The organism is Chitinophaga qingshengii, assembly GCF_014529935.1.
Lineage (GTDB): Bacteria > Bacteroidota > Bacteroidia > Chitinophagales > Chitinophagaceae > Chitinophaga > Chitinophaga qingshengii.
Genome location: NZ_JACVFC010000003.1, coordinates 794,913 through 821,562, shown reverse-complemented (window position 1 = coordinate 821,562; position 26,650 = coordinate 794,913). Strand labels below are relative to the sequence as shown.

Genomic DNA, 26,650 nt, shown 5'->3' with positions numbered 1-26,650 from the left:
TAGTATTGGATACTACCCTTTATTATTTATACTTGTTGTTTTACTTCTTTAACAGCTTAAACGCGTGTCCGCTGCTGTTGTGCAGGTAGCCATAGGCGGTCCATAATACAGCCAGGGGTTCTATGCTGCGGCTCATTTCTATGCGCCCCATGTCGGCGATATCGTTCCAGCCGAATTCGTTGAGCAGGGAGACAACCGTTTCCTTGGCTTCGGGATGATTACCCGCAATAAACATGGTAGGAGAACCTTCCTCAAAATTGGGGGAAAGCATATGCATATAACTGATACAACTGAGGGCTTTTACCACTCTGGCATCAGGGGGAAGCCAGGCTTGTATTTGCTCACCGGCGGAGTTGTTATGTCCGATGAGCAGGTTAAGGCGGCCATTTTCATCGGGGCCTTTGTCATCTACCGGGTTGGTGACGTCAACGACTGTTTTTCCTTTGAAGTTCCAGATGCCGGCTGCTTCGATGGCTCTTTTAGTTCCCACCCAGCTGGTGCAGATAATAATGAGTTCTCCAAATTCCGAGGCTTGACGGAAAGTACCGACAGCAGCTCTTTCGCCTTGTTGTCTCACCCATTGCTGCAACGCTTCCCTGGCGGGATTACGGGTTCCCAGCGTAATATGGTGGCCAGTCTGGATCAGACCTTTGCCGAGCGTTAGTCCGACGGGACCACTACCAAGGATGCCGATTTTCATAGCCGCGGAAACATTTTGTTGAGCTATGAAGTTACTGAGATTTACGGATTTTGGAATTTAAAATGCAGCGAAGATCATGTTATATAATGTGATCTTCGCTGCATTTTAAATTCCAAAATCCGTAAATCTCTAAATCCCTAGATCCCGGATATAGGTCAGGAATTTCTGCATCCCCTGACGTTTGGCCGGGGTGATGGGATAACTGAGGTTGTGCACGTAATAGGTGGTGAGATCATACAGGTCGTACGGATTTTCCGCCACTACGGCTGGTATATTTTTGATACCGATGCTGGTTGCATCGTTGAACTGACTGGTAAATGATTCCGGCAGTGGTTTGTTGCTGATCCAGGCAGCAAAGAGGAAAGGCAGGCTCGTAAAGCGCACCCAGTGTTCTGCCAGGTCATAGATGAAGGGGGATACTTTCCGCTGTGCCAGGGCACGGTCGCCGATAACGAGACCGGCGTCGGTACCTTTAATTTTATCTTCATAGTCGCCGGAAGTAGCCACCAGTTCCACATCCAGCTTCCAGTGTTCTTTCACCAGTATTTTGAGCAGCGCTACGGAAGTCCGGCTTTGATAGTCCAGGTAGATTCGTTTAATTTCGTTCAGGGGTACATCACTATAAAGGCAGACGGAGGCTACCGGGCCTTCCGCGCCAATACCGTAGTCCGCAATAATATAATGTTCTTTCAGTTTAGGGATAATAGCCACCGGCACCAGGGCCACATCTACTTCTCCATCTATCAGCTGCTGGGCGATTTTAGCAGGATAATCCACTGACAATTCCATCTGGTCCATTACCGGATGATTCCTGAATCCGTATAACAAAGGCTTCGTATTCAAATAACTTACAGCCGCAACTTTTACTTTCCGTTCCAATTTCAGTAATTTTGAAGCTGCAAAAGTAACTAAATCCCGGATAACAAGTTCAAATCCTACCTTCCTCCCGGAAACAGGAGGTAAAGGCAGGTTTGTTTTCTGAGGGTGTTTTTTGGGTAAAAACTGGAATACATATATATTATGCAACTACAACCATTAACTGCCATTTCCCCGCTGGATGGGCGCTATCGCAAGCAACTGGACGAGCTGGCGGGTTATTTTTCCGAATTTGCGTTGATCCGTTACCGTGTGATGGTAGAGGTGGAATATTTTATTGCGCTGTCTGAACAGAAGCTGTTTACCTTACCCAAGGCCAAGTTTCCTGCCCTGCGCAAAATCTACCAGGAGTTTACCATCGAACACGCCCAACTGATCAAGGACACCGAAAAAATCACCAACCACGATGTGAAGGCGGTAGAGTACTTCCTGAAAAATGAGCTCAAAAACCTGGGCCTGGAAGACAAGCTGGAATGGGTACATTTTGGACTTACTTCCCAGGACGTGAACAACACCGCTACCCCCCTGTTGTGGAAAGATGCGGTAGAACACGTGTACATGCCTGCCCTGGCCAATATGGTGCTGGCACTTAAAAAAATGGGACAGTCATGGATGAAAATACCGATGCTGGCCCGTACCCACGGTCAACCGGCTTCTCCTACCATCCTTGGGAAGGAAATACTGGTATTTGTAGAACGCCTGGAAGGACAAATCAAGCTGCTCGGGGAAGTACCGTTTGCCGCCAAATTCGGCGGCGCTACCGGTAACTTCAATGCGCACTATGTAGCCTTCCCTAAAATAAACTGGGAGAAATTCGGGGAGAAATTTGTGAACAATACCCTCGGCCTGCAAAGGATGAAGTATACTACCCAGATTGAACACTATGATAACATCGCCGCCCAGTTTGATGCCCTCAAACGGGTGAACAATATCCTGATTGACTTCTGCCGTGACGTGTGGACTTACATCTCCATGGATTATTTCAAACAGAAGATCAAAAAGAATGAGGTAGGCTCCTCTGCCATGCCACACAAAGTGAACCCGATTGACTTTGAAAATGCAGAAGGTAACCTGGGCCTGGCAAATGCCCTGTTTGAGCACCTGAGCGCCAAACTGCCTATTTCCCGTTTACAGCGTGACCTGACCGATTCTACGGTGCTACGCAACGTAGGCGTACCATTTGGTCATACCCTGCTGGCTACCAAGTCTATTCAGAAAGGACTCGACAAATTAATCCTCAACGAGGCCAAACTGAAAGAAGACCTGGAAAACAACTGGGCAGTGGTAGCAGAAGCTATTCAGACCGTGTTGCGCCGCGAGAACTATCCGCAGCCTTATGAAGCGCTGAAAGAGCTGACCCGTGGCGGTGAGCATATCACCCAGAAGAGCATGCATAAATTCATCGATGGCCTGAAAATCAGCGCCGCGCTGAAAAAAGAGCTGAAAGCAATTACCCCGCATAGCTATACCGGCTTGTGGCAATAAAACATAACATTTAGGAATTTTTTGATTTACGAATTTTTGATTTTGGGGAAATATAAAATATTTAGGGATCTTCTGATTTACGAATTTTTAATGTACAGGAAGTTACATCTCCCCAAAATCAAAAAATCGTAAATCAGAAAATCCCTAAATCAATATGACTCCCGAAAGCGTAAGACAGCTTACTGTCTTATTTCGATATTTTTTTCTGCGACCCTTCCGGCCACGGTTACACGGGCAGTATATGTTCCGGCTGATAATCCGGGCAGACATACCAGTTGCCCCGCTGATATGCTGTTTGGCGCAATAGGAATGATGCGCACAGGTGAGTGATGATTGTCTAGTATTGTCAGTACCGGATTCCCCTCTTCTCCTATTCCCTCCATTTGCACAAAGAGCCGGTCACTATAAGGCTGCTCCTGAATGATCCTGCACGGTAAACTATGGCTGTTGCTGAAGGCTACCACTCCCATCGTCTGTTGAATAAAGAAAACTAAGCTCCATAAGTTCATAATAATTGATTTATATGATGAACAAAACCTTACCAGGTGTTGTACGGAGTTTTTCCAGGGAGATGATTAACCGCCGATCAGCCATGATTAAAGTTGATTTCGCTGATGAGCGGAGATATAAGCGGATATAACAGCCCCATTTTTACACGGGTTAATGATACATCACAGGGGTTCTTTTTTTGCAGGGCAAAGATATAAAAATATCTTTTATTAAACATAGATTATAAGTGTTTATTTTGTTAAGTATTAGTTAACGTAATACGTTGCTAAAACATGCCCAGCGCGAAACGACACGTCCATCGGCTCTTTCATTTTCTGCAATCGATGTAAATATTTAAAATACATCCCGCAGATGCATTAATTCGTGCCCATCGTCAGTAAAGGTGATAGCAATAATATCAAACCGGATGGCCTCCGGATATAATTTAAACTGCCACAGATAAGCCTCCGCCACCGATTGTATATGTTCCTGCTTGGCGGCGTCCACCGCCTCTTCCGGCCAGCCAAAACGATTACTGTTGCGGGTTTTGACCTCAATAAAATAAATGGTTTGGCCTTTTTCGGCGATGATATCAATTTCCTTTCTGCCGTATTTCCAGTTGGTATGACGGATACGACAACTGCGCTGCACATATTCCCGTGCGATACGTTCACCTTCCCGGCCCGTTTCCAGCTTGTTCATCAGGAGAAATGGTTTAACAAACACCGGAAAGATAGGGATATTTTCCTATTGCATTTCAACTATTTAGCACTCCGGCGTTTAATAATCTGAATAATTTGACGGTAATTTGCAGTGCGTTATCAGTGCACGCTGATTGTAGCTTCCGCCGCGGCGGAGTGGCCTGAAAATGCATTAAACATAAACCCGTAAATCGTCTTTATGAAATTATTCAGACTGGATGGAAAAATTCAGCATTATGCCTGGGGTGGTGCTACCTACATCCCTTCTTTGCTGGGAATAACCCCATCGGAAAAACCCAGTGCAGAATACTGGATGGGCGCACATCCCAGTGCACCGTCCACCATCACGACCAGCAATGGTCCGGTGCCTATGAATGAGCTGATACAACAAGATCCGGCAGGCATCGTCGGTCCTCAGGTATGGCAACAGTTCCAGGAACTGCCCTACCTGTTTAAAATACTGGATGTAAAAGACATGCTCTCTATCCAGGTGCATCCAACCAAAGAAGAAGCAGAGAAAGGCTTCGCCCGTGAAAATGCAGCAGGTATCCCGCTCAATGCACCAAACCGTAATTATAAAGATGCCAACCACAAACCGGAAATCATGGTGGCCCTCAGCGAATTCTGGCTGCTGCATGGTTTCCTGCCGGAAGATAAACTCAAGGAAGTATTACAGGACGTAGCGGAGTTCACCTCACTGGTAGGTATATACGAAAAAGAAGGTTATTTCGGTCTCTACAAAAGTGTGATGGAAATGCCACAGGGACTGGTAAACATCATTCTCCGTCCGCTCACCGACCGCCTGATACCGGACTACAGAGCCGGTAAACTGCCTAAGTCTGATCCGGGATTCTGGGCTGCCCGCGCGGTACTCAACGATCCCAACAGTGCGGACGTTATCGACAGAGGTATCTTCTCTATCTATTTCTTTAACATCGTTCATGTACAACCCGGACAAGCCGTGTTCCAGGACGCCGGCATCCCGCACGCCTACCTGGAAGGCCAGAACGTAGAGCTGATGGCCAATTCAGACAATGTGCTGCGCGGCGGTCTTACCCCCAAACATGTGGACGTACCTGAACTGCTGAAACATACACGCTTTGAGGCAGTACATCCGAACGTGCTCCAGGGTGATAGTATCTCCGGCGGACTGGAAAAAATCTATCCTACACCGGCGCCTGATTTTGTGGTCAGCAAAATCGATCTGAAAGCAGGACAAGCCTATCAATACACTGCTAAAGCCGCTGAAATCATGATCGTCATGAACGGCAGCGCTACTGCCAAAGGTTCTGATACATTGTCTCTCCATAAAGGACAATGTATACTGGCTGCCTATGGCGAAAGCTATGAGATCACTACGACTGACAGCGTAGAAATATTCAAGGCAACGGTTCCGGTGAAAATTTAGGTATTTGACTATTTAGTTATTTAAAAATTTAGGGAGCTGCTTATTATAAACAGCTCCCTAAATTTTTAAATAATTAAATAGTCAAATTTCAAAATACAATAACGGTCTTCCCGGTAGCCTTTCCATTCCGGCTGGCCTCAATCGCGCCGGGTACATCTTCCAGCTTAATACGGTTCTCTACCGGCACTTTGATCTGTCCCTGGTCTATCAGCCGGGACAGCTGATCCAGCGCCTGCGGACCGCCTTCTGTTTCAAAATTGCCGCCGTGCAGGTTTCTCGCTTTCATGCCCTCTTCATCGGCCACGAACACCGTGGTGAATGCGCCGCCACCTTCCTTTAACAGGTCCAGGTTGTGATGAAAGTCCTCTTTATTGCTGACAAGGTCAATAAGCCCGTCGATACCCTGTGGGTACTTCGCCTTCACCTGGTCAAAAACCGGGGCCTTCTTATAGTTGATGGTGACAGCAGCGCCCAGGTGATGCATACGTTTGGCTGCGGCATCATCTCCTACAGTGGCCAGCACTTTCAGCCCTTTGGCGGCAGCTATCTGCGTAGCGAAAGACCCCACGCCGCCGGTAGCGCCGTTAATCAGGATGACATCGCCTTTTTTCAGTTTGAGTTTGTCAATCATCTGCAGGGCGGTCATCCCTGAAGTAGGCACTGCAGCCGCTTCTTCGGGGCTTATCCGCATGGGCGCCATCGTAAGACCGGATTTCTCCGGCACAATAGCATATTCAGCATAAGAACCTTCGCCGATAGGCATATGAATGAACTGTCCATATACCAGGTCACCTTTTTTAAAGCGGGTTACCCCTTCTCCTACCTCATCGATGATACCGGCGCCGTCAACACCCATGATCAGGGGGAACTGATGCGGCGTTTTTCCGTTGTTCATAATACCGTCTATCATCTTCCAGTCGAACGGGTTGATGCCGGCAGCCTGTACTTTAATTAATACAGCGCCTGGTCTTATGGCGGGTTTGGGCAAATCCATCAGGGTAGGAATCCCTTTAAATTCAGATACGGCAATGGCTTTCATATGCTTCTTTGTTTGATGTAATAGTAACTTTTACAACCGGGGGTCTACCGGCTCACTTTCGAGCGCTAAGATACCAAAAACGCACTGATGCACCATTTGCAGTGGCTCCTTTCCCACGAATCTTTCCAATCCTTCCAGTCCCAATGCAAACTCCCGCAAAGCCAGTGAGCGTTTGGTTCCCAGGCCTCTTGAGCGCAGACGGGCCAGGTTCTCCGGCGCATCATATTCCGGACCATAAATAATACGAAGATAATTTTTGCCCCGTACTTTTACGGCCGGCTGTATTAATCCGCGGGCATCTTTGGAAAGGAAGGTGTACGGTTTTATCACCATACCTTCTCCTCCCGCTGCGGTGAGCTTTTCCCACCAGTCAATCGCCGACTGCTCGCTTTCTTCATTACCGATAGTTACTACCCGGTAAGACGTAGCCAGCAACAAGGCCGGATCAGCTTCACATACTTTCCGGATAGTGCTCATATGCCATTCATGGTCTTTATCGAAATAGGTTTTGCCTTCGGTGGCCATGATATGGAAAGGCGCCAGCTTGTAGTCTTCCAGCTTGTTGACCGGCCAGCAATACTGCCGGTAAGCGGCAATATAGTCCGTCACCTGCTCCTGGCGGCTGCGGTACTTCTCCAATAACAGCTGAGCAGGAACATTGTTGAGAACTGCCTGTTCCAGCGCCGCATTCACCACCGGCAATGCCTGTCCCGCTGCGGTGCCTACGGCTGCATATTGTTGTTGCAGCAATGCCTGCGCTTTAGCGCTCCATGGCATCAGCTCACAATCCAGGCATACCCAGTCCGTTTCGAAATCGGTATAAAATCCGGATGCCTCCAGTGCCGCATTCACACGGGCCAGGAAAGCCTGCTCCAATGTTTTGTCGGTAAAGAAACTACGGCCGGTGCGGGTATATACCACACCAATACCTTCTCCATCCACCCCAAAACGTTGCAGGGCTGCCGCTTCATCTTTGCATACCACTACGATTGCCCTGGAGCCCATGTGTTTTTCTTCACACACCACTTTCTCCACGCCAGCCTCGCGGAAATACTGCAGTCCACCCGTTGGATGTTCCAGTAATCCCGGCAGGGTCGCCGTTTCTACCGGCGACATCGTTGGCGGCAGATAAATCATCCAGCGGGGATTGATGGCAAAACGGCTCATCACTTCCAGTGCCGCAATACTATTCTCCTCCCGTATGGTAATGGTATGGCTGAAGCGGGTATCAACCAACTTTTTGCCGATAAAATCAGCAATGTCGAGCACGCCATCGTATTGTTGCTGGATACTCAGGCTGCTACTGGCGTTGTAGCCGATGGGACGGGCCGGCACTGCGTACTGTTCCAATGCAGGAACGGATATGAGTTCCCGTTCCGGGTAACGCATAGCGGTTAGTTTACCACCGAAAACACAGCCTGTATCAATATCAATGGTACGGTTCAGCCACTGCGCTTCGGGTACCGGCGTATGCCCATACACCACCATGGCTTTGCCTTTGTATTCCTGCGCCCAGTTATAACGTACCGGCAAACCGAATTCGTCAATTTCCCCGGTAGTTTCACCATACATACAGAACTCCCGTACAGCACCGGAGCCACGGCCCTGCATGCTTTCCTTGAGGCCAGCGTGGGCGACCACCAATTTACCGTCGTCCAGTACATAGTGACTGATCAGGCCATCGAGGAAGGTTTTCAGCGCTTCCAGGAATTCCGGCGGCTCTGCTCCCAGCTGCTCCACGGTTTTTTCCAATCCGTGTTTCAGTTGTACCTGTTTGCCGTTGAGCCATTTCAGCAACTTGGCGTCGTGGTTGCCGGGTACACAAAGGCCAGTACCATTGCTGACCATATTCATCACCAGGCGTAATACCTGCGGAGAAGCCGGTCCTCTGTCTACCAGGTCGCCGACGAACAAAGGCTTCCGCACTCTCGTATATCCGTCTTCGTTAGTTGTATGCGGTGCGCTGATTAGTTCCGCATGTTCCCGGTCTATGCCGTAGCCCAGTTTTTCCAGGAGTGTACACAGTTCGTCATAACAACCATGTACATCGCCGATAATATCGAACGGCCCGTGTTCATCCTTTTTATTGTTGTATAAAGGCGTACGGGTAATAGTTTCCAGTGCGCTCACCTCTTCTTCCGAACGCATTTCATAAATGTGGCGAAAGCCTTCTTCCTTGAGGTGACGCAGGTTACGTTTCAGCTGACTGATCTGCTGCGGAATGACGTGTTTACCGAAGTTACGGTCAGGGCGAACGGCGTTTCGCTTACTGCACACGTCTTCCGGTAAATTCAATACAATGGCTACCGGCAGTACATGGTACTCACGGGCCAGCTTTATCCAGTCCTTACGGCTCTCCGGTTGTACGTTGGTAGCGTCGATCACGGTAAGTAAACCATGTTTGAGCCGTTTAGCCGCGATCATACGCGCCACTTCAAAAGCATCTGCGGATACGATCTGATTATTTTCATCATCGCTGATCAAACCACGGCATACATCGGAAGAGATGATCTCCGTAGGTTTAAAATATTTCCGGGCAAAGGTGGATTTGCCGGCGCCTGACGGGCCTACCAGCAATACCAGCGACAATTCCGGAATGGATATATGAGACAAATTATTTCTTCTTGCCATAAAACTCTTCTCTGATCTTAATTAAGAGCTGCTGCGCCAAAGCCGGGTCCGGGCGTTCCGGCAGGCTTGATTTTGCATACAGTTCCTGTATGTTCGTTAATTTTTCGGTGGCCATCTGCAACAGCGTGTCGTAGGTAAATTCCCCGTTGCGGATGCGCAGCAGGAAATCCCGGTCTTCCCGGAACACCCTTACTTCGCGGTAAAGGGCTATCTCTTCTGCCATGGTCAATAACCGGAAGGTATGCATCATGTGTTTGCTGTCGTAGTCTGCGCCCAGTTGCTGGTTATGCTGATAACGGGCTTCGTTCCGATGCTCCACCCATTCCCAGTAGGAAGCAAACTCTTTACAATACACCGTGTAGCCGTCCTTGTTAAAATGCATGACCGCCACCGGTTCTACGCCTTTGGGAATAGCGCTCAACTGCACATCATTGGCCTGTTCACCGGACACCAGTCCTTTCAGGCTTACCGGCCGCGGAAACTGGTAGCGGTGAAACAAGGCATAGGCATCGCGGAAATGATCTATCTTAGAAATGCCGCAGTCTTCCTGCTGCAGCTGATTAGCCGCCAGCCATTGTTTGAGCGGTACGCTCTGGCTGCCCTGCACCACGTAACAAAACTCGAGGATGTCTTTTCGTGTTTCCGAAAATGACTGGTTAATCTTTTTGTTGAGGCCACGCGCTCTTTTGATCTGTGTTTGAGCGTATCCGGCGAAAGTATCCATGCATAAGCGTGACAGGAAATCTTCCGCTTTGATCAGGTCCATCAGCGGGTGACGGAACAACAGACTTTCTTTCCGCGTACTCAACAGTTCCAGGATGTTGGGATTGTTTTTCTCCAGCAGTTCCAGGAAACGTTTTATTTCAAAGTATACTTCATCGTTGCTTTCATTGGCCACCTGATCGGTGAAGCTCATACCATATACTTCTGCCTGTGGCAGGATAAACACGCCTTTCAGGTCGGTGTCCGACGTTGGTACGTGCAGGTTATAAGCCTTACTTCCGCTGATACATTCCAGCAGCAGGTATTCCCGGTGTTCTTTTAAAGTTGTATATGTCATCATGCAGCTGCAATTATAAACAGGGCCAGCTGGCTGGGTGCGCCTACGGCATCGTCCCATTCGCCCAGCGGCCGGAAGGTAACAGTATAACCAAAACGATCGGCTATGGTAGTAGCCCATGCTTCAAATTCCGGTCGTGTCCACTCGAAGCGGTGGTCGTTGTGCCGGAAAGCGCCGGGCGTGAGGCTTTCATATTTAATATTAAACTCTGCGTTCACGGTGGTGACAATCACCATAGACGGGCGGGCGTATTCAAATACTACTTTCTCCAAAATGGCCAGGCGCGGCGGGTCCAGGTGTTCGATTACCTCTACCAGTGTGGCCGCTTCGAAACCTGACAGACGTTTATCTTTATACAATAAAGAGCCTTGTATCAGTGTCAGTCGTTGTTGCTGGCGTTCAGAGAGGCGTTCCAGTTTCAGTTTATCGCGTGCGATCTCCAGCGCGCGGTAACTCACGTCCATGCCCAGGATACGGGTGAAGACCGGTTTGTTCATCAGGAGGCGGAGCAGTTTACCTTCGCCACAACCCAGGTCCGCCACGGAGGTCACCTGGTGTTCCAGCAGCAGGTCCCGCACTGTTTGCAGGCGCAGGTCGTGCAGGCGGATTTTTTCCACTGGCACGGGAATCTCATCGTTTACTTCCGGCTCCGCTTCTTCTCTCATAATCAGCCCGAGCGCTTGCCGGGTAAGCGGTCCCAGGTGCTTCATATAACGGCGTACAATCAGTTCTTTAGCCGGATGGTTGTCGAGCCAGCCGCGCCCTTTCTCCATGAGTTTTTCAATTTCATGGTTACCGATGAAATAGTGTTTATCATTATCACACACGGGTATCAGCACATATAGCTGCGATAACAGCATCCAAAGCGGCAGTGTATTTTTCAGGGCTACCTGGTAATAACGGCTTTGTCCCCATTCCTGATATTGGGTATCTAACGGGAAGGACTGTACGCTTACTTCATAACCGAGTGGTTCAAATAAGGTGCGCAGCAGCGTTTCGCCACCGTTGACCGGCAGTACGGACAGGTTAACTTCCAGGGGTAAAGGCAGCTCTACCAGTTCCGGTTTATCCTTACAGCGGGCATTCATGGCCGAAGAATAGGCCTGGGAAAGGGCTGCGCTCATAAAGGACGAGGCTACGTAAGGCCGGTCGTTTACGTATTGTTCCAGGGCAAAATCGTTGCCTCCCGCAGCACTTTTGCGGGTAAGCCGCACCGGGTCGAGGTCCAGCAGCAATGCTGCGGTACACCGCTCTTCCGTAGCTTCCGGGTAAAAAACATGTACTTCACCGGCTGTCAAAGGAAAGGTATGCAACTTAGCCGGATGTTTGTGCAGTAAATAGCCAAGGTCTGTGGCGGGGTAACGGGTAGTTGTAATCGTCAATAACATAGGTTCACAAAAAACAATCGTCAAAATATCCTCCGAAGATAACAGATTATTTTGGTTCCCGGGGACAGATCATTTGGAAATCTAATTTAGTCTACTATATTTGTAGACTAGTTTATTTTTCTACCTAAACATTAAACACCAGATTATGTCCAGGAAGTTACATTTTGAGACCCTGCAGGTACATGCCGGGTATAGCCCCGATCCAACCACCAAATCCGCTGCAGTACCTATTTACCAGACAACCTCCTACACTTTCGACAGTGCGGAACATGCGGCTGAATTGTTTGAACTGAAACAGTTCGGGAACATTTACACGCGCATCATGAATCCCACTACAGACGTGTTTGAGAAGAGGGTGGCTGCCCTGGAAGGCGGTGTAGGCGCGCTGGCAGTGGCCTCCGGACAGGCGGCCCAGTTCATTGCCCTGCACAATATTACGCTGCCGGGTGATAACTTTGTGACTTCCTCCTACCTCTATGGCGGCAGCTACAACCAGTTTAAGGTGAGCTTCAAAAGAATAGGCGTAGAAGCCCGTTTCGCGGATCTTGATAACCCGGAAAGCTTTGAAAAGCTGATTGACGAAAATACCAAAGCATTATATGTAGAAACTATCGGGAACCCCGGCTTTGCCATTCCTGATTTTGAAAAACTCAGTGCCATCGCCCGTAAGCATGATCTGCCGCTGGTGGTAGACAATACCTTCGGCGCAGGTGGTTATCTCTGCCGTCCGTTGGATCATGGCGCCAACGTAGTGGTAGAAGCGGCCACTAAATGGATCGGCGGACATGGCACCAGTATTGGCGGCATCATTGTGGATGGCGGCAACTACAACTGGGGCAATGGAAAGTTCAAACAATTCAGCGAGCCGGATGAAGCCTACCATGGCATGAACTTCTGGGAAGTATTTGGTTCCCACAGTCCTTTTGGTAACATTGCCTATATCATCCGTGCCCGGGTGGCCGGTTTGCGCAGCTGGGGCCCTGCCCTGGCGCCACAAAATGCATTTCTGTTCCTGCAGGGACTGGAAAGTCTCTCTCTGCGTGTACAACGGACCGTAGACAATGCCCTGCAACTGGCACAATGGCTGCAACAGCAACCACAGGTAGAATATGTGAATTATCCGGGCTTACCGGAAAACAGGTACCACCAGCAGGCGCTGAAATATCTGCAAAATGGCTTTGGTGGCGTATTGAGCTTCAAAATAAAAGGAGGCAAGGAAGCGGCAGACAAATTCGTACAGGCGTTACAGTTAATATACCACCTGGCCAATGTGGGCGACAGCAAAACGCTGATCATTCATCCTGCCACCACTACCCACTCCCAGCTCAGTGAAGCCGAACAGCGGGCAGCCGGTGTAGAGCCAGGCTTATTACGTATATCCCTGGGCGTGGAACATATTGATGACATTAAAGCAGATATCAGCCAGGCATTTGGCGCTTAATCGCCTTTGCCCAGTTTGATCTTTACTTTTCCGTCACTACCGGAAACGGCGTGGAGATGCAGGATAATACCTTTCCTGCTCCTGCGCCGTTTCTCGTCTTTATCGGTAATCGCCGAATCTTTGGCGGGGTTACGCAAGGGTACATCCATGTTAATATTGGTACCGCCGGCCAGGCCATATACACCGTTCACATCTATATTCACCGCACTGGAGGCTATTCTCATCGGTGGTATGTTGATCTTGTTTCCCTGTATCTGCAAGGTATTGCTAAGATTTTCAAACGTAATACTATCCAGCCGGCGGCGGCGGAACAGAAAGGTGCCAATATCCTCCAGCGGGCCGAAATTCAACAGGGCTCCGTTGCGCAGGTTAAAGTTCACCGTGCCGTAGAGCGAGTGTTTGGCGAGTGTTCCGTTGTCGAGCACATTCCCTTTAATATCTGCCTTTGCAGATACAATGCCCCGCAGGTTATTGGATTGCAGGGCATCCAGGCCGAAGTTATTAAACGCGTAAAACAGTTGTGCAATATGTACATTGGTAACGTTGGCGTTTACTTTAAAAGTATTGTTGACACCCTGCTGATGCACGGTACCCGACACCTGGGCCGCTCCCCCGGCATGCTGGAAAGCCATCTTATTGAGCAGCAGATCAGATGCTGTCATAGCAATCAGTGCTTTTACATTTTGCGCCGTAAACCGTTCAAACACCACTTTATCCAATGCCACATCCATTTTTACGTTACTGGCCGCCAGCACTTCATCCAGCTGTTTGCCTACACGGCCGGCTGTGGCCCTCGCCGCTTTATGGGGAGTTTTTTTCCCTTTACGACGGGCGGTCAGGAAGCTTTTGAATTCATTGAGGTCCACCAACGGGCTCCTGATTTTCCAATTCAGTTCTATTTTTTCCGGTGCGGTGAAATAGAGGTTCAGCATGTTACGGATAGTACCTTCCATTTGCAAGGTACTTTTCTGGCTTTGTATGCGCACGTTCTGCACCAGCAGGTCCTGCCCGGTAAATTGCAGCGTGGCGCTGCAATCGTGGAAGGTGATATCACGCGGCAGGTAGGTAAAGCCGCCCTGCTGTACTTGTACTGTTCCTTCCAGCGCCGAAGGCGTATTATCGTTTTTCAATACCGGCCCGGTGTAATACAAATCAGCCGCAGCCTTACCTGCGCTGAATAGTATGGGGACGTCTTCGGCAGCCGTGTTCAGGTGCGATAGCGGGAACTGCGACTGGAAATGCCCCCGCAGCAATGGTTGTTTCAGGTTCACCACCCGGATGGTATCTGCCTTCAGCGGCACTTCACCGAGGGAAGCCTGCAGACCGAAGAGCGTCACGGCTGAGTTTTCGTCGTTATGGCCGGCGCCGGGTATCACTTCATTATTAAAGCGACCCGTAAAACTGCAATCCGTCCACTCGCCCACCGCCGTTACCAGCGTATTTTTAGTGGTTTTCCAGGTCACCACCACGTGCGGCGTATCCCTGAATTTCATATGTCCTTCGAGGTTAGCCTCTGCGTCCAATGGCGCACTAAGGTTAATGGTGGCTAGTTTGCCGGAAATATTGGGCGGCAGCCAGGAGGAAGCATCTTTTAATGTAACCTGGTTGGCATTGATCTTCAGCCGGAATGGCGGTGGCTTTTGTGAAAAATCAAATACCCCTGCTATCTGCACAGGTACCTGGTCTATCTTCATTTGCTGTTCCGGGATGATCAGCTGTTTGGTGATCTTGTTAAAGAACACCGACATATCCAGCCCCAGGGTTTTGTTTTTCAGGTAACTGCCTTTGGCGGTATTAAAGGCAAAGTTGCGGGCAAGGATGTTGGAGCGCATATCCAGGTGCATGCCGGAATCCGTACTTTTCAACCGGCCTTCCATTTCCTGTATGTCCAGTTCAAAAAGTTTGAACTTCTGCCGGTTGTCAATCGTAAAGGTAATATGGGACAGGCCGATGCTGCGGATATTGGCGTCGCGGGAGCTGCGCTTTTTGGCGGGCCTGTTGCCGGTCAGCACCGAGGTATTCGTATAGCCGGTACTGTCGGTATACAGGTAGATATTACCCTTTTCGAGGCCGACTTCCTGTATATCTGCGTGTTTGCGTAACAGTGATAACGTATTCACCCGTACGAAAACATAGTCCAGGTCCAGTAACGGGTGATGGTGTTGTTGCCACAGGCTGTCGCGCAGCACTACTTTTTTCAGGGCGATGGACATATTGGGAAAGCTCCGGAACAGCGATGGTTCCATGTCCTCCACGGATATTTCCCCGTTGATATTATCATTCAGCTGATCGGTGATCTGCTTCAGGAAAGCGGCTTTATTTACTTTTATGTACAGGGCTAATCCGACAGATATAAGTATGATCAGGGCAATGAGGCTACCTCCTGCAATCAGCACAACTTTGAGCCATTTACGCATGTAATGGATGTTTTTAAAGGGTATAACATACGAACACGTAAACAGTTTACGAAAAATTCCTGTTTTACGGAAAATAAAAACAGCGAAGACTCCGTAGAACCTTCGCTGTTATAATATGAAAATTTATAAATTTTAAAATTTACAAATTTAGTCGTCCAGTTTAAGTACGGCCAGGAAGGCTTCCTGGGGTACTTCCACGTTACCGATCTGGCGCATACGTTTTTTACCTTCTTTCTGTTTCTCCAGTAATTTACGTTTACGGGAAATGTCACCACCATAACATTTAGCGGTAACGTCTTTACGCATCGCACTAATGTTTTCGCGGGCGAGGATTTTAGCGCCTACCGCTGCCTGAATGGCGATCAGGAACTGTTGACGGGGCAGCAGGTCTTTCAGTTTTTCGCACAGTTTACGGCCGAAGTCCTGCGCTCTGCTGCGGTGGATCAGGGCGCTAAGGGCATCCACTTTATCACCGTTGAGCAGGATATCCATTTTCACGATATCGCTATCGCGGAAACCGATCGGCGTATAGTCGAAAGAGGCATACCCGCGGGTCTGGCTCTTCAGTTTATCGTAGAAGTCAAATACAATTTCCGTGAGTGGCAATTCAAACATGAGTTCCACGCGGGTAGTGGTCAGGTAGCTCTGGTTGAGCAGGATACCACGTTTACCCAGGCAGAGGGTCATGATGTTACCGATATATTCCGGTTTAGTAATGATCTGTGCGCGGATGAAAGGTTCTTCGATCCTATCCATTTTAGTAGGATCCGGCATTTCGCTCGGGTTGTTTACGATTACCACACCGTCTCTGGTGGTATGGGCAATGAAACCTACGTTGGGCACGGTAGTGATTACCGTTTGGTTGAATTCCCTTTCAAGGCGTTCCTGGATGATTTCCATGTGGAGCATACCGAGGAAGCCACAACGGAAACCGAAGCCCAGCGCCTGCGATGTTTCCAGTTCATAAGTGAGGGAAGCGTCGTTGAGCTGGAGTTTGTCCATACATTCGCGCAGCTCTTCAAAGTCTTCGGTCACCACCGGGAAGATACCGGCAAATACCATTGGTTTTACTTCCTGGAAACCTTTAATGCCTTCCTGGCAGGGGGCGTTAGCCAGGGTGATGGTATCGCCTACTTTTACTTCTTTCGCACTTTTGATACCGGTGATGATATAACCTACGTCGCCGGCAAACACCTCTTTACGGGGCTCCAGTCCCAGTTTGAGGATACCTACTTCGTCGGCTTCATATTCTTCGCCGGTATTGACGAATTTAATTTTATCGCCTTTTTTGATAGAACCGTTGTACACGCGGAAATAGGCGATGATACCACGGAAGGAGTTGAACACGCTATCGAAGATCAGGGCTTGTGTGGGTGCTTCGAGGCTGCCGGTTGGACCGGGGATGCGGGTTACAATCGCCTCCAGGATTTCCTCGATACCGATGCCGGTTTTACCGGATGCCAGCAGTATATCTTCGTCTTTTACGCCAATCAGTTCGATGATCTGGTCTTTCACTTCCTCGATCATCGCGCCCGGCATATCAATTTTGTTGATAACGGGGATAATTTCGAGGTCGTTCTCCAGTGCCAGGTACAGGTTGGAGATGGTTTGCGCCTGGATACCCTGGGCAGCATCTACCAGCAGCAGGGCGCCTTCGCAGGCAGCCAGCGCACGGGATACTTCGTAGGAAAAGTCCACGTGACCGGGGGTATCGATCAGGTTAAAAGTATATTTTTCGCCGTTTTTGGCGGTGTAGTTCATTTGGATGGCATGACTTTTAATGGTAATGCCTTTCTCTCTTTCCAGGTCCATGTCGTCCAATACCTGGGCCTGCATGTCTCTATCGGAGATGGTTTTGGTAAATTCCAATAATCGGTCAGCCAGGGTGCTCTTACCGTGGTCAATATGGGCAATGATACAAAAATTGCGAATATTCTTCATATGTTGATTTACTGGCTGCTGGCGGGTAAAATGCCGCGTTAAGCCTTTTCAGGCCGCAAAGGTATTAAAATTAGTTGATTTGGAAGCAGTTTCGGGCGATTATGTTTTGATAAACATGCTATATGCGGATTGTCAATTTTTCATATATTAGATATAAATCCCCCTGAGGGACATTATTTGATCTAAAACCTGATGATATGGACCTGACCGCACAATTTGAGCAAGCTGTTGCCGAAAGCAAAACCCTCTCCGAGAAACCCTCCAACGAGATATTATTGCAATTATACAGCCTTTTTAAGCAAGGTTCCACCGGTGATGTGGATACCGATCCGCCTTCCAATCCGTTTGACTTTGTGGCCAAGGCCAAATATGAAGCCTGGGCCGGGTTGAAAGGTAAAACCAAAGAGGCGGCGATGCAGGAGTACATCGATTTGGTAAAACGTCTTAAAGGCTGATAAATCGAAAACCCAGGGTTATTCGCCCTGGGTTTTTATATGAATATTGTTTGCTTTCCTACAACACCTTCACATTATCCGACGGATCTGCATCCGCTACCCAGGTGCTGCCCAGTATTACTTTACTGATTTTTTTGGGAGATGTGAACCCCAGTGTCACGGTCTTGTTCCCCTTTTCCCAGCATTCGATGCTTTTATGCAGTTTCAGCGTAGTCTGATCTTCAAACAACACGGTCACATCTACCGGTACTGGTTTGGTGCCTTTAGACAGGATGGTGATATCCCAGCGCTGCCCGTTGCGGCTTACTTTTTCGATGGCCAGGTCAGGGTAACCGTTGTCAAAGAACCAGTTTTTCCAGAACCAGTTCATGTTTTTACCGGAGCCGGTGTTCATGCTGTTGAAGAAATCGTATGGCTGCGGATGTTTCCCGTTCCAGGTGCGGATATAATGATGCAATGCCTTAAAGAAAAGGTCATCTCCCAGCATATCTTTTACATACAGGTATCCCAGTGCCGGCTTCGGATATGAATTGGTCATATAGGCATCTGTGAGCTGATTGGAGGGCGTCATGATGGGCAGGTCCTGCATTCTGCCGGCGATGGCATTATAGTTTGGCATGCCGTAATTGTCCACGATCGTGGAATCGATCATGGGAGAGATCAGCCACTCCCCTATGGTGGCCCAGCCTTCATCCATCCAGGCGTACTGGGTTTCGTTGGTGCCCATATAAAACGGGAACATGGTATGCATGATCTCGTGGTCAGTCAGTTCAATGGCTGAGGCCTTGTTGGCCACCGGATTATCGTTTACCATCATGGGATACTCCATCTGATCCAGCCCGTCGAATACAGTGATGTGCGGGTATGGGAACGGCCATTTCGGGAAGCGGTAGCTCATTTTGTCCACCGTTGCCCGTGCATAACCGATTACATCAAAATAATCCCGGTGATTGGCATTAAACGCCACATCTACACGGGTACGGCGTTTAGTGACGGGGTCCACTTCCACGCTGGATGCTTTCCAGCAGTAGTGATTGCTGGTGGCAAAGGCAAAGTCCACCACATTAACGGCGTCAAAGCGCCAGGTGTTATAGGCTTTACGGGGAGAGATATGCCCCTTGCGGATATCGGTAGTATCAATAATATCGATGATGTCGTCATTTTTTTCTGCGTCGGCGATACGCTGCAGGTAAGGTTCGGTGTATACCTCCTGCCGGTTTTTCAGGTCTCCGGTAGCCCATACCTGGTAATTGCCCGGCACGGTGATCGCTACCTGAAAATCGCTGAAGTCGTTGTAAAACTCCGTCACGCCATTATACGGAAGCATGTCCCATCCGTTGATATCATCGTATACAGCTATCCGGGGAAAGAAGTAGGCGATAAAGTAAGCGCCGGTATCTACCGAGCCGGTACGGATATGGGTATTTTCGTTCAGCACATAGGAGAAGTCGAGGGAGATCTGTGTCTGCTGACCAGGTGCCAGGTCGTCTACGCTCACCGGCATGTTGGTCCCTGTAACAGCGGACAGGGTGCGGGGCGTACCGTCCACTTTAAAATTTTTGATCGACACGCCTTTGTGCAGGTCTTCCGCAGTAACTACCATGTTACGGATGGCGCCGTGCTGGAAGAGATTGGCAAATAATTTAAAATTGAGCAGGCGCAGCGTGTCGGGACTGTTGTTGGTATAAACGATCGTTTCCGAGCCTGACACCAGGTTTGTAGCCGGTTCAAATTTCACCTGTATATCGTAGCTGGCTTTATTCTGCCAGTACCGGGAACCCGGTGCTCCGCTCTCGCTCCGTGTTTGTTTATCATAAGCCTGACGGATATTCCGCGGCATAAACAGGGATTGTGCTGTAACCTGTTGCCATCCTGCCAGCAACAGTAAAAAGAGAATTCGCTTTGTCATCATACGTCAATCATCGTTCGTAAAAACACGGCTCTACAGAAGGGCTTGTTTTTCAAAAATAGGGATTTTCAGGTTCCCGGATTTAGGAATGGATATTTTCTCCTTCGAAACCCGTCCACGGCTGAAGCCGTGGGAACTGGGGGAAATAATGTTCCGTTAAATTTTATTGATTTCCATGTGTGGAATCCGGCTGTGTACGCATACTATCTGCCGGATGGGGTGCGGCGGCGCCTGTGCTATCAATCTTATACGCCAGCGAGTCTGCGGTGACGGGTGCGCTTCCCGATTTTTTTACCGGTGCAGTAGGCGCCGTATTTCTTCGTTTACTGGTATAATCTGAGACCATGCCTTCCCGTTTCATGCCTTTCATGGTCTTTTTATCGAACAGGTATTTAGGGTGTTTTTCAGGGCGCAACCCTTTATCGAATTGCGCTTCCGCCCCCATAGCCGGAGCGGTATAGACTTTCTGGGAGGAGTGACAAGCCGACAGCAGCCCTGATAGCAGCCAGGCATATTGCATGGATCGCATGAAAAACCGGATAAAAAGTGACTCCAGGTAAGGGGAACAAAAAGACATTTACAAAACGGTAATCTCCTGTATTTAGTATGAACCCGCATTTTGAAATTCCGGGGAGCTGTATTAAATTTAACTTACATTCAGTGATTGTCATCCCCTTGTTTATGAATATTTTATATATTTAAGCCCTGTTTAGTAACAGATGAAACCCTCATCCCGGCTAAATTGAGAAAACAATCGTTATTATCAACAACACACTATGAAAGTAACTACAACCAGTTTCCCCAGCGTTTTTGAGACCGCCTTTGGGAACACGGAGAATTCAAGCAAAGACCTGCTCAACGGCTTGAAGATCAAAAAAGATGAAACCTGGTATCTGGTAGGCAACCTGGCCAAACGAGGAGGAATTAACCCGGGAAGGATTACCAACGCCGCGCCGACTGAAGAAGACTATGAAATCCTGTTTAAAGCAGCCCTGCTCAATACGGCCGACAAAGTACAGCAGCCGATTGCGCTGACCATGGGCTTTCCCTTCTCTACCTATAATGTTTATAAAACCGCCGCAGAGCAGTTTTTAAGTAAAAGACATTTCCTGATCGACTATGATACACAAACGTACAATACCAAAGGGTCTTTCAAAAAAGCGATGTTCGACATCGAAAAATATGAAGTCATCCCTGAGATTGTGGGCGGTATCATTGGCCTGAAAAAGACAATTAACGAACCTCAGCTGGACAATTTCATCGCGATCAGCTTTGGTTTTGGTACCATAGAAGGCGGTATGGCCACCGGTGACGGACTGGTACACCGTACCTGCTTCAGCTCCCACGGCATTCGTTATGCTATCAACAACCTGACCCGTGAACTGAACCAGAAACATTACCTGGAGATGAAAAACGAGCACCAGGTAGATGATGCTTTCATGAAAGGCTCTATTTTTACCAACCGCAAACGCATTGATCTGCGGGAAATGCGTAAAGGGGTGCTGACACAGTATTACAAGGAGGTGGTATCCCCGCTGATGCGCAGTTACTTCACCGACCTGGATTTTGAAAGCTGCGAAAAAATATACCTGATGGGCGGTGGCGCTTACTATAAGGAGTTAACTGATGCCTTTGTAGAAGAATTCCGTGATTTTATTCCGGTAGAAGTAGCTCCCGATCCGGAAAAACTCATGAGTATTGGTTATCTTTATAACAGTCTTCGGATATCTGACAACAAACCACAAAGGAGTGTAGGTCTGGACCTCGGTAACTCCAGTTCTATTATTTCTACGTTCGATGACGAGCATCAACCAGTCGTAAATAATCCCATAACCCTCTAATTTGATTGTGTGATAAGTGTGAGACATTTTTTCCGAAACATCATTGTACCGGGAGCATTTCGTATCCCTAAAGAAGTATCCGTAAACGGCAGCATCGATGCTACGATTTCAGGACGGATTGACGGAAACGTAAAAGGCAACGTAAAAACAACCGGCAAGCTGGTGGTGAGCGAAACCGCCAGTATCAAAGGACATATTTACGCGGCCGACCTCGTTGTACACGGAAAAGTGTATGGAGACGTCTATATCAGCAATAAAGCACATATCAGCAATAAGGCCTTTGTGAAAGGCGACGTAAACGCCATTGTCCTTGAGCTGGAAGAGGGCGCCGTTGTGGAAGGCGCCATCCGTAAAAATGTACTGCCTGTGCCAAAAACGGAAACACCATCTGCGGCAGAATTTCATCCTCCGGTGACGGGAGATACCCTCCCCGCTTCTGCTGTAACCGCACCTGCTGCGCCCGCAGCCAATGAAGAAGAACAAACCACCAGCTGGTTTTAACAATGTCCTGACTAAACAACGTATATACTTAAACGTTATTTGCAGAGGCTGCCCGGAAACGGGGCAGCCTCTTTTCAATTCAGCTCAACCGGCCGGTTAACCGATCTTAGCTTGCATATGATAAGCTTGTATTTTTCCTATTTTTTCAACGGGGTCAACAAATGGGTGAGCCCATTCATCTTGATGACCAGCATGGTCTCCAGCATCATGCCCAGTTTGCCCTGGGGGAAACCGTTACGCTGGAACCATTCCAGGTAACTCACCGGTAAATCACACAAGATCACATCCTTATATTTCCCGAAGGGCATCTTCATGGTTACCAGTTGTTGCAGTATTTCCGGGTTGGGTTGGTTCATCTCCATAAAAAAATTATAAAAGGCGGCAAGTTATGCTTTTATCGTTCTTCTTCGTAATTTGATTTGATTCGCATCAAATTATCCTGCTATGAAAAAGTACTGTGCGCTTTTGTCCTTTTCCCTCATGACTGCCTGTGTACAACCCGGCGGAAAAATCAGCCTGGCTAATCCGCATGTCCAGGTCGTAAAGGACATGTTTGAAGCTTTTAATGCCCATGACTGGCCGAAGATGGCCGCCTGTTATGCAGACACCGCCCGGTTCCTGGACCCGGAACATGGGGCAGACATGGTGACGCTCACGCGTGCGCAGATGGTCAAAAAATACCAGGAACTACAGCGCCAGTTCCCCGATGTTCAGGATGACGTACAAACAATTTATGGCGATAAAAACCACATTACAGTAGAGTTTGTGTCCACTGCCACCGGTGAGGGCGGCAAAAAATGGCGGCTCCCTATCTGCGTGGTTTTTACCGTTGAAAATGGAAAGATCATTCAGGACCGGACCTACTATCACGAGCCTGTCTATTAACGCTGTAACAGGCCGCTTTTTTCCAGCGCGTCTGTCACCTTTTTAGCGTAGGCAGTCGCAAACGATTCCAGGCTGTTGGGGTTGTAGGTTTCAGACTGACCGGACCATACCAGTTTACCGTCTTTGGTAAGGTCATACAGGTTACTTTCCAGGAAATAGACTTTATCGGTGGTATAATATCCCGGAGAATATACCGAATTCCACATATAGCCGTAATAGCCCCAGAAGCGGCCATACCAGCCATAGGCAGGATAAGGCGCATACATAGTGCCCGGCACATAGCGGGTTTCAGATTCTTTGTTGACCAGACTCACCGTTAACACCGCTTTATAGCCGGCAGCTTCAATTTTGCCGGAAGCGCTTTTTACAGATTCTTCCTTCTTTGGATCGAAGTTAGGCGGAAACAGGTCAGTGCTTTTACCGGCTACCACGCCGTGTTGCTGCAGTTGTGCCGCCAGTTTATTTTCAACGGTGCCGCGTGCGGTGGCATTGGAGCTGAGGCCAGCCACCAGAATATTGTGATAACCGGTTCCGGCTTCCGGATCTTTCCAGGTGCCGGTCATATGCACCGTAGTACCGCAGGCAGCCGCCAACAGTGTCATTGCCAGCAGGGCCATATACGCCCCGAAACGGCGGCCGAAGGAAACAGATAGTGTATGCATAAAATAATTTTTAAACGATCATGGGAGAAGCAGCTTGCCATCTGATTAGATAACACCCACAAAGTCAAAAAGTTCAGGCTAAATTGCTGCATATAGCCGTGAGCGTGAATGAATTATATAGTATTTTGAGCACCTTTTATTCAGATAATTAACCGTACATTTATACCCTGGCGACCGCTTTATGCAATACAAAGAACAAAGGGAACTAAAAACCCTGCTATTGGTAGATGATGATGCAGACGACCAGGAGCTTTTCAAACTGGCGCTGGCCGAGTTGAATCATCCTGTGAAATGCCTCACAGCCGGCAACGGCCAGGAGGCGCTGGAAAATCTTTGTACCCATGCGTACCGGCCAGATCTGATCTTTCTGGATCTGAATATGCCGTTGATGAATGGTATAGTGTTTCTGGAGCGGATTAAAGACATTGATCATTTAAAAGATATCCCGGTGATCATCTACAGTACCAGTGATGAACCCCGGGAGATCTCCGCGGCCCGATCTATGGGTGCGGTGGACTATATTACCAAACCGGCGCGGTTTGATGAGCTTTGCAGGCTGTTACAGCTGGTGCTGGTGCAAGGCACCACCTCCTTACATTAGCGGTTTTCTGTTAACCGGGCAAAAGCTACCCGGTAAAACTCGTATCCTTCTTCTTTTTCCCGTCCGTTCAGGTAGAGTGCCCGGTATTCGTCGGCGCCCAGGTCTTTGATGAGCGTAAATCCAAAGCGCTGCAGATAGGCAGCCAGGGCCGCAGGGTCGAATCCGAACGTCCATTTTTCCTCCAGGCCGGCCACATCTTTCAGTAATTTTTCTGCCCCTGTAAAAGCGGCCGGGTTATCCAGCACTTCCTGGTGGACGTAGGTGAAGATGACATGGGAACCGGCAGCAAAACGTTGCAGGAAGGCAAACGTGCTGTCGATGGCCTCTTCCGTGAGGTAGTTGGTGACGCCTTCCCAGATAAATGCGGTGGGCAGCGAAAAATCGAAATGATGTTGCGCCCCCAGCTGATCGAGGCTCTGGCGGTTAAAATCTATCTGGTAATAGCGGACATGTTTGGGAATATGGTGCGCCCTTAGTTTGGACAGTTTATACCTGGCGGTGTTGGGATGGTCAATTTCGATGACGGGCATACCATGCAGGAAGGGCAACCGCAGGCCACGGGTATCGAAGCCGGCGCCAAGTATCATCACCTGCCGGGCGCCTTTGCCGACCGCCTCTTCCAGCAGTTCATCTATCAGGCGGGTGCGGGCAATACCGGAACTGTAGGCGCCCGGGATACGTTTATGAATGATGTTTTCTGCCATTTTACGAAACGCGCGCAGGTGACTGAGCCGGGCAGCGACCTTTAATCCTGGTGGCAGGAAAAGATGCGCATATTTATCAGCGAAAAGTCTTTTGGATGCTGAACGGGTAGTTTCCATTGCACGGAATAACGCCATATACTGCGCCGTTTTACTCGAGGCAGATTCCTTCATAGTGTGTCTTTTTGGAGAAAGACAATTTACATCATTGGAAGGATATTATCAATACTTCACTGTCGCGTAATTGTAAGGAATATAGTTTTCCCAGAACCACGGCGTATATACGTCACCGATAGCTATTTCCAGCAATGATTTAAATATGCGTTCACCGTTATCGCTGTTGGTCATGATAGCAATAGCGGTATGTTTCTGCGGGAAAACAATGCTGTAATGCCCCCAGCCTTCGCTGTGTCCTTCCTTGAAGAAAGCGATACCATAAGGTGTTTTTAATAGTCCCACGCCGAGGCCGTAAAAAATAGTGGTGGTAGCAGGTGTTTTATCATACACCCAGGCATCAGGACCGAATTGTTTTTTCGAGAGGATCGGTATCTGGGGATGCAGCATGGCTGCGGCGCTTTGCCGGCTAAGTCCTTTACCGGTAAGCATGGCTACCAGGAACCGGTTCCAATCGGTGATATTGGTATAGAGGGAGCCGGCCGCATGTGCGCTTGTTCTGGCGTCGAACTCATAAGGATGCTGTGCCGTATCGTGACCTACACAATAGTTATTATCAAAACGGGGTTGCCATACATAGCTGCTGTGCGTCATGCCCAGCGGCAGGAATACCTGTTCCCTGGCTATGCTTTCATAATCCTTGCCGGTCATTTGTTCAAGGACGAACTGCAGCAGATACATGCCTTCGCCGGAGTATCCGTACAAGGTACCGGGGTCTGATTTAATGCATATTTTCCCATTGGCTTCAAATCCCCGATAGTTTGGGAATCCGGTAGTATGGTCCAGGCACATGCGGGCAGTGATTTTTTCGTAGCGGGGGTCATTACGGAGATCCTGGTAACCTCTTGTTTTTTTGGTGAACACATAATCCGGTAAGGGTTTAGGGAGATATTTTACCAGAGGTGTATCGAGGTCGATCATATGTTGATCTACCAGTTTCATGACACAGTAGGCGAATACCGCTTTACTGTAGGAACAGGCCCAGAAAACGGTGTTGGTATCCATGGGAGTACTGTTGGTTTTATTCGCGGTGCCGAAGGCTTTTACATAAACGGGTTGATCCTGATTAAAAATGGCGATGCTCATACCTGTCACCTGTGCGGTGTCCATGAGTTGTTGTATGCGGGCTGTCAGGGCCTGCGGAGTTATGGTAGACTTGTCCAGGCGACGGATAGATTGCGCAAATCCAGTAACTGAGAGCAGGCATACCAATAGCAGAGAAGAAATTTTCATGGGGAAAAAGTTTGTAACCTGGATGGTAAAAACATGCCGAATATCTTTCAGGCTGATTTTCAAGCAACTAATTACCAGTATTCGATAGCGAATGTCCGGAAGCGGTCGTTGG

Annotated in this window: 24 protein-coding genes; 8 read left to right on the top strand and 16 right to left on the bottom strand. The window is 48.7% G+C overall.

Annotation, left to right across the window (positions count from 1 at the left end):
* Positions 1-40 precede the first annotated feature (40 nt).
* Both ICL07_RS23085 and ICL07_RS23080 read right to left on the bottom strand, forming a co-directional pair.
* A complete protein-coding gene (locus tag ICL07_RS23085; protein WP_188090405.1) occupies positions 41-700 on the bottom strand; it encodes an NADPH-dependent F420 reductase in 660 nt (219 codons plus the stop codon).
* Between the two features lie 129 nt (positions 701-829).
* Positions 830-1,579 carry a menaquinone biosynthetic enzyme MqnA/MqnD family protein gene (locus tag ICL07_RS23080; protein ID WP_188090404.1) on the bottom strand — a complete coding sequence of 250 codons (750 nt, stop codon included), beginning with the start codon at positions 1,577-1,579 and terminating at the stop codon, positions 830-832.
* Positions 1,580-1,720: 141 nt separating this feature from the next.
* Here ICL07_RS23080 and purB point away from each other — a divergent pair, with 141 nt between their 5' ends.
* Positions 1,721-3,061 carry an adenylosuccinate lyase gene (gene purB, locus ICL07_RS23075; RefSeq protein WP_188090403.1) on the top strand — a complete coding sequence of 447 codons (1,341 nt, stop codon included), beginning with the start codon at positions 1,721-1,723 and terminating at the stop codon, positions 3,059-3,061.
* Positions 3,062-3,240: 179 nt separating this feature from the next.
* Here purB and ICL07_RS23070 read toward each other — a convergent pair whose 3' ends face one another.
* Together ICL07_RS23070 and ICL07_RS23065 are read right to left on the bottom strand one after the other, a co-directional pair.
* A complete protein-coding gene (locus tag ICL07_RS23070; RefSeq protein ID WP_188090402.1) occupies positions 3,241-3,570 on the bottom strand; it encodes a hypothetical protein in 330 nt (109 codons plus the stop codon).
* Positions 3,571-3,904: 334 nt separating this feature from the next.
* The gene (locus ICL07_RS23065) at positions 3,905-4,252 is read right to left on the bottom strand and encodes a YraN family protein (protein WP_188090401.1); all 348 of its coding nucleotides are present in this window, start codon (positions 4,250-4,252) and stop codon (positions 3,905-3,907) included.
* 198 nt (positions 4,253-4,450) lie between these two features.
* Here ICL07_RS23065 and manA point away from each other — a divergent pair, with 198 nt between their 5' ends.
* Positions 4,451-5,659 carry a mannose-6-phosphate isomerase, class I gene (manA, locus tag ICL07_RS23060; RefSeq protein WP_223152065.1) on the top strand — a complete coding sequence of 403 codons (1,209 nt, stop codon included), beginning with the start codon at positions 4,451-4,453 and terminating at the stop codon, positions 5,657-5,659.
* Between the two features lie 88 nt (positions 5,660-5,747).
* Here the strand turns inward: manA and ICL07_RS23055 are convergent, their stop codons facing one another.
* Genes ICL07_RS23055 through ICL07_RS23040 form a run of 4 tightly spaced genes read right to left on the bottom strand, consistent with a single transcriptional unit; the run spans position 5,748 to position 11,777 of the window.
* A complete protein-coding gene (locus ICL07_RS23055; RefSeq protein ID WP_188090400.1) occupies positions 5,748-6,698 on the bottom strand; it encodes an NADP-dependent oxidoreductase in 951 nt (316 codons plus the stop codon).
* 30 nt (positions 6,699-6,728) lie between these two features.
* Positions 6,729-9,329 (bottom strand): polynucleotide kinase-phosphatase, encoded by a 2,601-nt coding sequence (locus ICL07_RS23050; protein ID WP_188090399.1) that lies wholly within the window; start codon positions 9,327-9,329, stop codon positions 6,729-6,731.
* Entirely contained in the window at positions 9,313-10,392 is a 1,080-nt protein-coding gene (locus ICL07_RS23045; protein WP_246485144.1) for a DNA polymerase beta superfamily protein, read from the bottom strand. Before ICL07_RS23045 ends, ICL07_RS23050 begins: the two co-directional genes overlap by 17 nt.
* Positions 10,389-11,777, bottom strand: a complete 1,389-nt coding sequence (locus ICL07_RS23040; protein WP_188090398.1) for a 3' terminal RNA ribose 2'-O-methyltransferase Hen1 — start codon at positions 11,775-11,777, stop codon at positions 10,389-10,391. Before ICL07_RS23040 ends, ICL07_RS23045 begins: the two co-directional genes overlap by 4 nt.
* A 145-nt stretch (positions 11,778-11,922) precedes the next feature.
* Here ICL07_RS23040 and ICL07_RS23035 point away from each other — a divergent pair, with 145 nt between their 5' ends.
* Complete coding sequence (locus tag ICL07_RS23035; RefSeq protein ID WP_188090397.1) at positions 11,923-13,218, top strand: O-acetylhomoserine aminocarboxypropyltransferase/cysteine synthase family protein; 1,296 nt, start codon at positions 11,923-11,925, stop codon at positions 13,216-13,218.
* On the opposite strand, the gene ICL07_RS23030 is transcribed toward ICL07_RS23035, so the two are convergent.
* Together ICL07_RS23030 and lepA are read right to left on the bottom strand one after the other, a co-directional pair.
* The gene (locus ICL07_RS23030; protein ID WP_188090396.1) at positions 13,215-15,635 is read right to left on the bottom strand and encodes an AsmA family protein; all 2,421 of its coding nucleotides are present in this window, start codon (positions 15,633-15,635) and stop codon (positions 13,215-13,217) included. The two genes, ICL07_RS23035 and ICL07_RS23030, sit on opposite strands and share 4 nt — an antisense overlap.
* A gap of 147 nt (positions 15,636-15,782) precedes the next feature.
* Positions 15,783-17,576, bottom strand: a complete 1,794-nt coding sequence (lepA, locus tag ICL07_RS23025) for a translation elongation factor 4 (protein WP_188090395.1) — start codon at positions 17,574-17,576, stop codon at positions 15,783-15,785.
* Between the two features lie 197 nt (positions 17,577-17,773).
* Here lepA and ICL07_RS23020 point away from each other — a divergent pair, with 197 nt between their 5' ends.
* The gene (locus ICL07_RS23020) at positions 17,774-18,031 is read left to right on the top strand and encodes an acyl-CoA-binding protein (protein ID WP_188090394.1); all 258 of its coding nucleotides are present in this window, start codon (positions 17,774-17,776) and stop codon (positions 18,029-18,031) included.
* 58 nt (positions 18,032-18,089) lie between these two features.
* On the opposite strand, the gene ICL07_RS23015 is transcribed toward ICL07_RS23020, so the two are convergent.
* Both ICL07_RS23015 and ICL07_RS23010 read right to left on the bottom strand, forming a co-directional pair.
* Entirely contained in the window at positions 18,090-19,943 is a 1,854-nt protein-coding gene (locus ICL07_RS23015) for a M1 family metallopeptidase (protein WP_188090393.1), read from the bottom strand.
* 160 nt (positions 19,944-20,103) lie between these two features.
* Positions 20,104-20,469, bottom strand: coding sequence for a hypothetical protein (locus ICL07_RS23010; RefSeq protein WP_188090392.1), 366 nt, complete (start codon positions 20,467-20,469; stop codon positions 20,104-20,106).
* Between the two features lie 247 nt (positions 20,470-20,716).
* On the opposite strand from ICL07_RS23010, the gene ICL07_RS23005 reads away from it, so the two are divergent.
* The gene (locus ICL07_RS23005) at positions 20,717-21,781 is read left to right on the top strand and encodes a ParM/StbA family protein (protein ID WP_188090391.1); all 1,065 of its coding nucleotides are present in this window, start codon (positions 20,717-20,719) and stop codon (positions 21,779-21,781) included.
* A 9-nt stretch (positions 21,782-21,790) separates the two neighbouring features.
* Positions 21,791-22,282, top strand: coding sequence for a bactofilin family protein (locus ICL07_RS23000; protein WP_223152064.1), 492 nt, complete (start codon positions 21,791-21,793; stop codon positions 22,280-22,282).
* A gap of 137 nt (positions 22,283-22,419) precedes the next feature.
* Here the strand turns inward: ICL07_RS23000 and ICL07_RS22995 are convergent, their stop codons facing one another.
* Positions 22,420-22,644: a DUF3820 family protein gene (locus tag ICL07_RS22995; protein WP_188090389.1), complete on the bottom strand. Its 225-nt coding sequence runs from the start codon at positions 22,642-22,644 to the stop codon at positions 22,420-22,422.
* A gap of 82 nt (positions 22,645-22,726) precedes the next feature.
* Here ICL07_RS22995 and ICL07_RS22990 point away from each other — a divergent pair, with 82 nt between their 5' ends.
* Entirely contained in the window at positions 22,727-23,167 is a 441-nt protein-coding gene (locus ICL07_RS22990) for a nuclear transport factor 2 family protein (RefSeq protein WP_188090388.1), read from the top strand.
* On the opposite strand, the gene ICL07_RS22985 is transcribed toward ICL07_RS22990, so the two are convergent.
* Positions 23,164-23,829 (bottom strand): DUF4136 domain-containing protein, encoded by a 666-nt coding sequence (locus tag ICL07_RS22985; RefSeq protein WP_188090387.1) that lies wholly within the window; start codon positions 23,827-23,829, stop codon positions 23,164-23,166. The two genes, ICL07_RS22990 and ICL07_RS22985, sit on opposite strands and share 4 nt — an antisense overlap.
* A 181-nt stretch (positions 23,830-24,010) precedes the next feature.
* On the opposite strand from ICL07_RS22985, the gene ICL07_RS22980 reads away from it, so the two are divergent.
* Positions 24,011-24,430 carry a response regulator gene (locus ICL07_RS22980; protein ID WP_188090386.1) on the top strand — a complete coding sequence of 140 codons (420 nt, stop codon included), beginning with the start codon at positions 24,011-24,013 and terminating at the stop codon, positions 24,428-24,430.
* On the opposite strand, the gene ICL07_RS22975 is transcribed toward ICL07_RS22980, so the two are convergent.
* Together ICL07_RS22975 and ICL07_RS22970 are read right to left on the bottom strand one after the other, a co-directional pair.
* A complete protein-coding gene (locus ICL07_RS22975; protein ID WP_188090385.1) occupies positions 24,427-25,305 on the bottom strand; it encodes a class I SAM-dependent methyltransferase in 879 nt (292 codons plus the stop codon). The two genes, ICL07_RS22980 and ICL07_RS22975, sit on opposite strands and share 4 nt — an antisense overlap.
* 48 nt (positions 25,306-25,353) lie before the next feature.
* Positions 25,354-26,538, bottom strand: coding sequence for a serine hydrolase domain-containing protein (locus tag ICL07_RS22970; RefSeq protein WP_188090384.1), 1,185 nt, complete (start codon positions 26,536-26,538; stop codon positions 25,354-25,356).
* Positions 26,539-26,650: the final 112 nt, after the last annotated feature.

Coding starts and splice junctions, on each gene's coding strand:
- ICL07_RS22985 (WP_188090387.1), bottom strand. CDS start 23,829: ATGCATACACTATCTGTTTCCTTCGGCCGCCGTTTCGGGGCGTATATG.
- ICL07_RS23005 (WP_188090391.1), top strand. CDS start 20,717: ATGAAAGTAACTACAACCAGTTTCCCCAGCGTTTTTGAGACCGCCTTT.
- ICL07_RS23055 (WP_188090400.1), bottom strand. CDS start 6,698: ATGAAAGCCATTGCCGTATCTGAATTTAAAGGGATTCCTACCCTGATG.
- ICL07_RS22990 (WP_188090388.1), top strand. CDS start 22,727: ATGAAAAAGTACTGTGCGCTTTTGTCCTTTTCCCTCATGACTGCCTGT.
- ICL07_RS22995 (WP_188090389.1), bottom strand. CDS start 22,644: ATGGAGATGAACCAACCCAACCCGGAAATACTGCAACAACTGGTAACC.
- manA (WP_223152065.1), top strand. CDS start 4,451: ATGAAATTATTCAGACTGGATGGAAAAATTCAGCATTATGCCTGGGGT.
- lepA (WP_188090395.1), bottom strand. CDS start 17,576: ATGAAGAATATTCGCAATTTTTGTATCATTGCCCATATTGACCACGGT.
- ICL07_RS23030 (WP_188090396.1), bottom strand. CDS start 15,635: ATGCGTAAATGGCTCAAAGTTGTGCTGATTGCAGGAGGTAGCCTCATT.
- ICL07_RS22970 (WP_188090384.1), bottom strand. CDS start 26,538: ATGAAAATTTCTTCTCTGCTATTGGTATGCCTGCTCTCAGTTACTGGA.
- ICL07_RS22975 (WP_188090385.1), bottom strand. CDS start 25,305: ATGAAGGAATCTGCCTCGAGTAAAACGGCGCAGTATATGGCGTTATTC.
- ICL07_RS23050 (WP_188090399.1), bottom strand. CDS start 9,329: ATGGCAAGAAGAAATAATTTGTCTCATATATCCATTCCGGAATTGTCG.
- ICL07_RS22980 (WP_188090386.1), top strand. CDS start 24,011: ATGCAATACAAAGAACAAAGGGAACTAAAAACCCTGCTATTGGTAGAT.
- ICL07_RS23020 (WP_188090394.1), top strand. CDS start 17,774: ATGGACCTGACCGCACAATTTGAGCAAGCTGTTGCCGAAAGCAAAACC.
- ICL07_RS23035 (WP_188090397.1), top strand. CDS start 11,923: ATGTCCAGGAAGTTACATTTTGAGACCCTGCAGGTACATGCCGGGTAT.
- ICL07_RS23070 (WP_188090402.1), bottom strand. CDS start 3,570: ATGAACTTATGGAGCTTAGTTTTCTTTATTCAACAGACGATGGGAGTG.
- ICL07_RS23065 (WP_188090401.1), bottom strand. CDS start 4,252: ATGAACAAGCTGGAAACGGGCCGGGAAGGTGAACGTATCGCACGGGAA.
- ICL07_RS23085 (WP_188090405.1), bottom strand. CDS start 700: ATGAAAATCGGCATCCTTGGTAGTGGTCCCGTCGGACTAACGCTCGGC.
- purB (WP_188090403.1), top strand. CDS start 1,721: ATGCAACTACAACCATTAACTGCCATTTCCCCGCTGGATGGGCGCTAT.
- ICL07_RS23040 (WP_188090398.1), bottom strand. CDS start 11,777: ATGTTATTGACGATTACAACTACCCGTTACCCCGCCACAGACCTTGGC.
- ICL07_RS23045 (WP_246485144.1), bottom strand. CDS start 10,392: ATGATGACATATACAACTTTAAAAGAACACCGGGAATACCTGCTGCTG.
- ICL07_RS23010 (WP_188090392.1), bottom strand. CDS start 20,469: ATGCGATCCATGCAATATGCCTGGCTGCTATCAGGGCTGCTGTCGGCT.
- ICL07_RS23015 (WP_188090393.1), bottom strand. CDS start 19,943: ATGATGACAAAGCGAATTCTCTTTTTACTGTTGCTGGCAGGATGGCAA.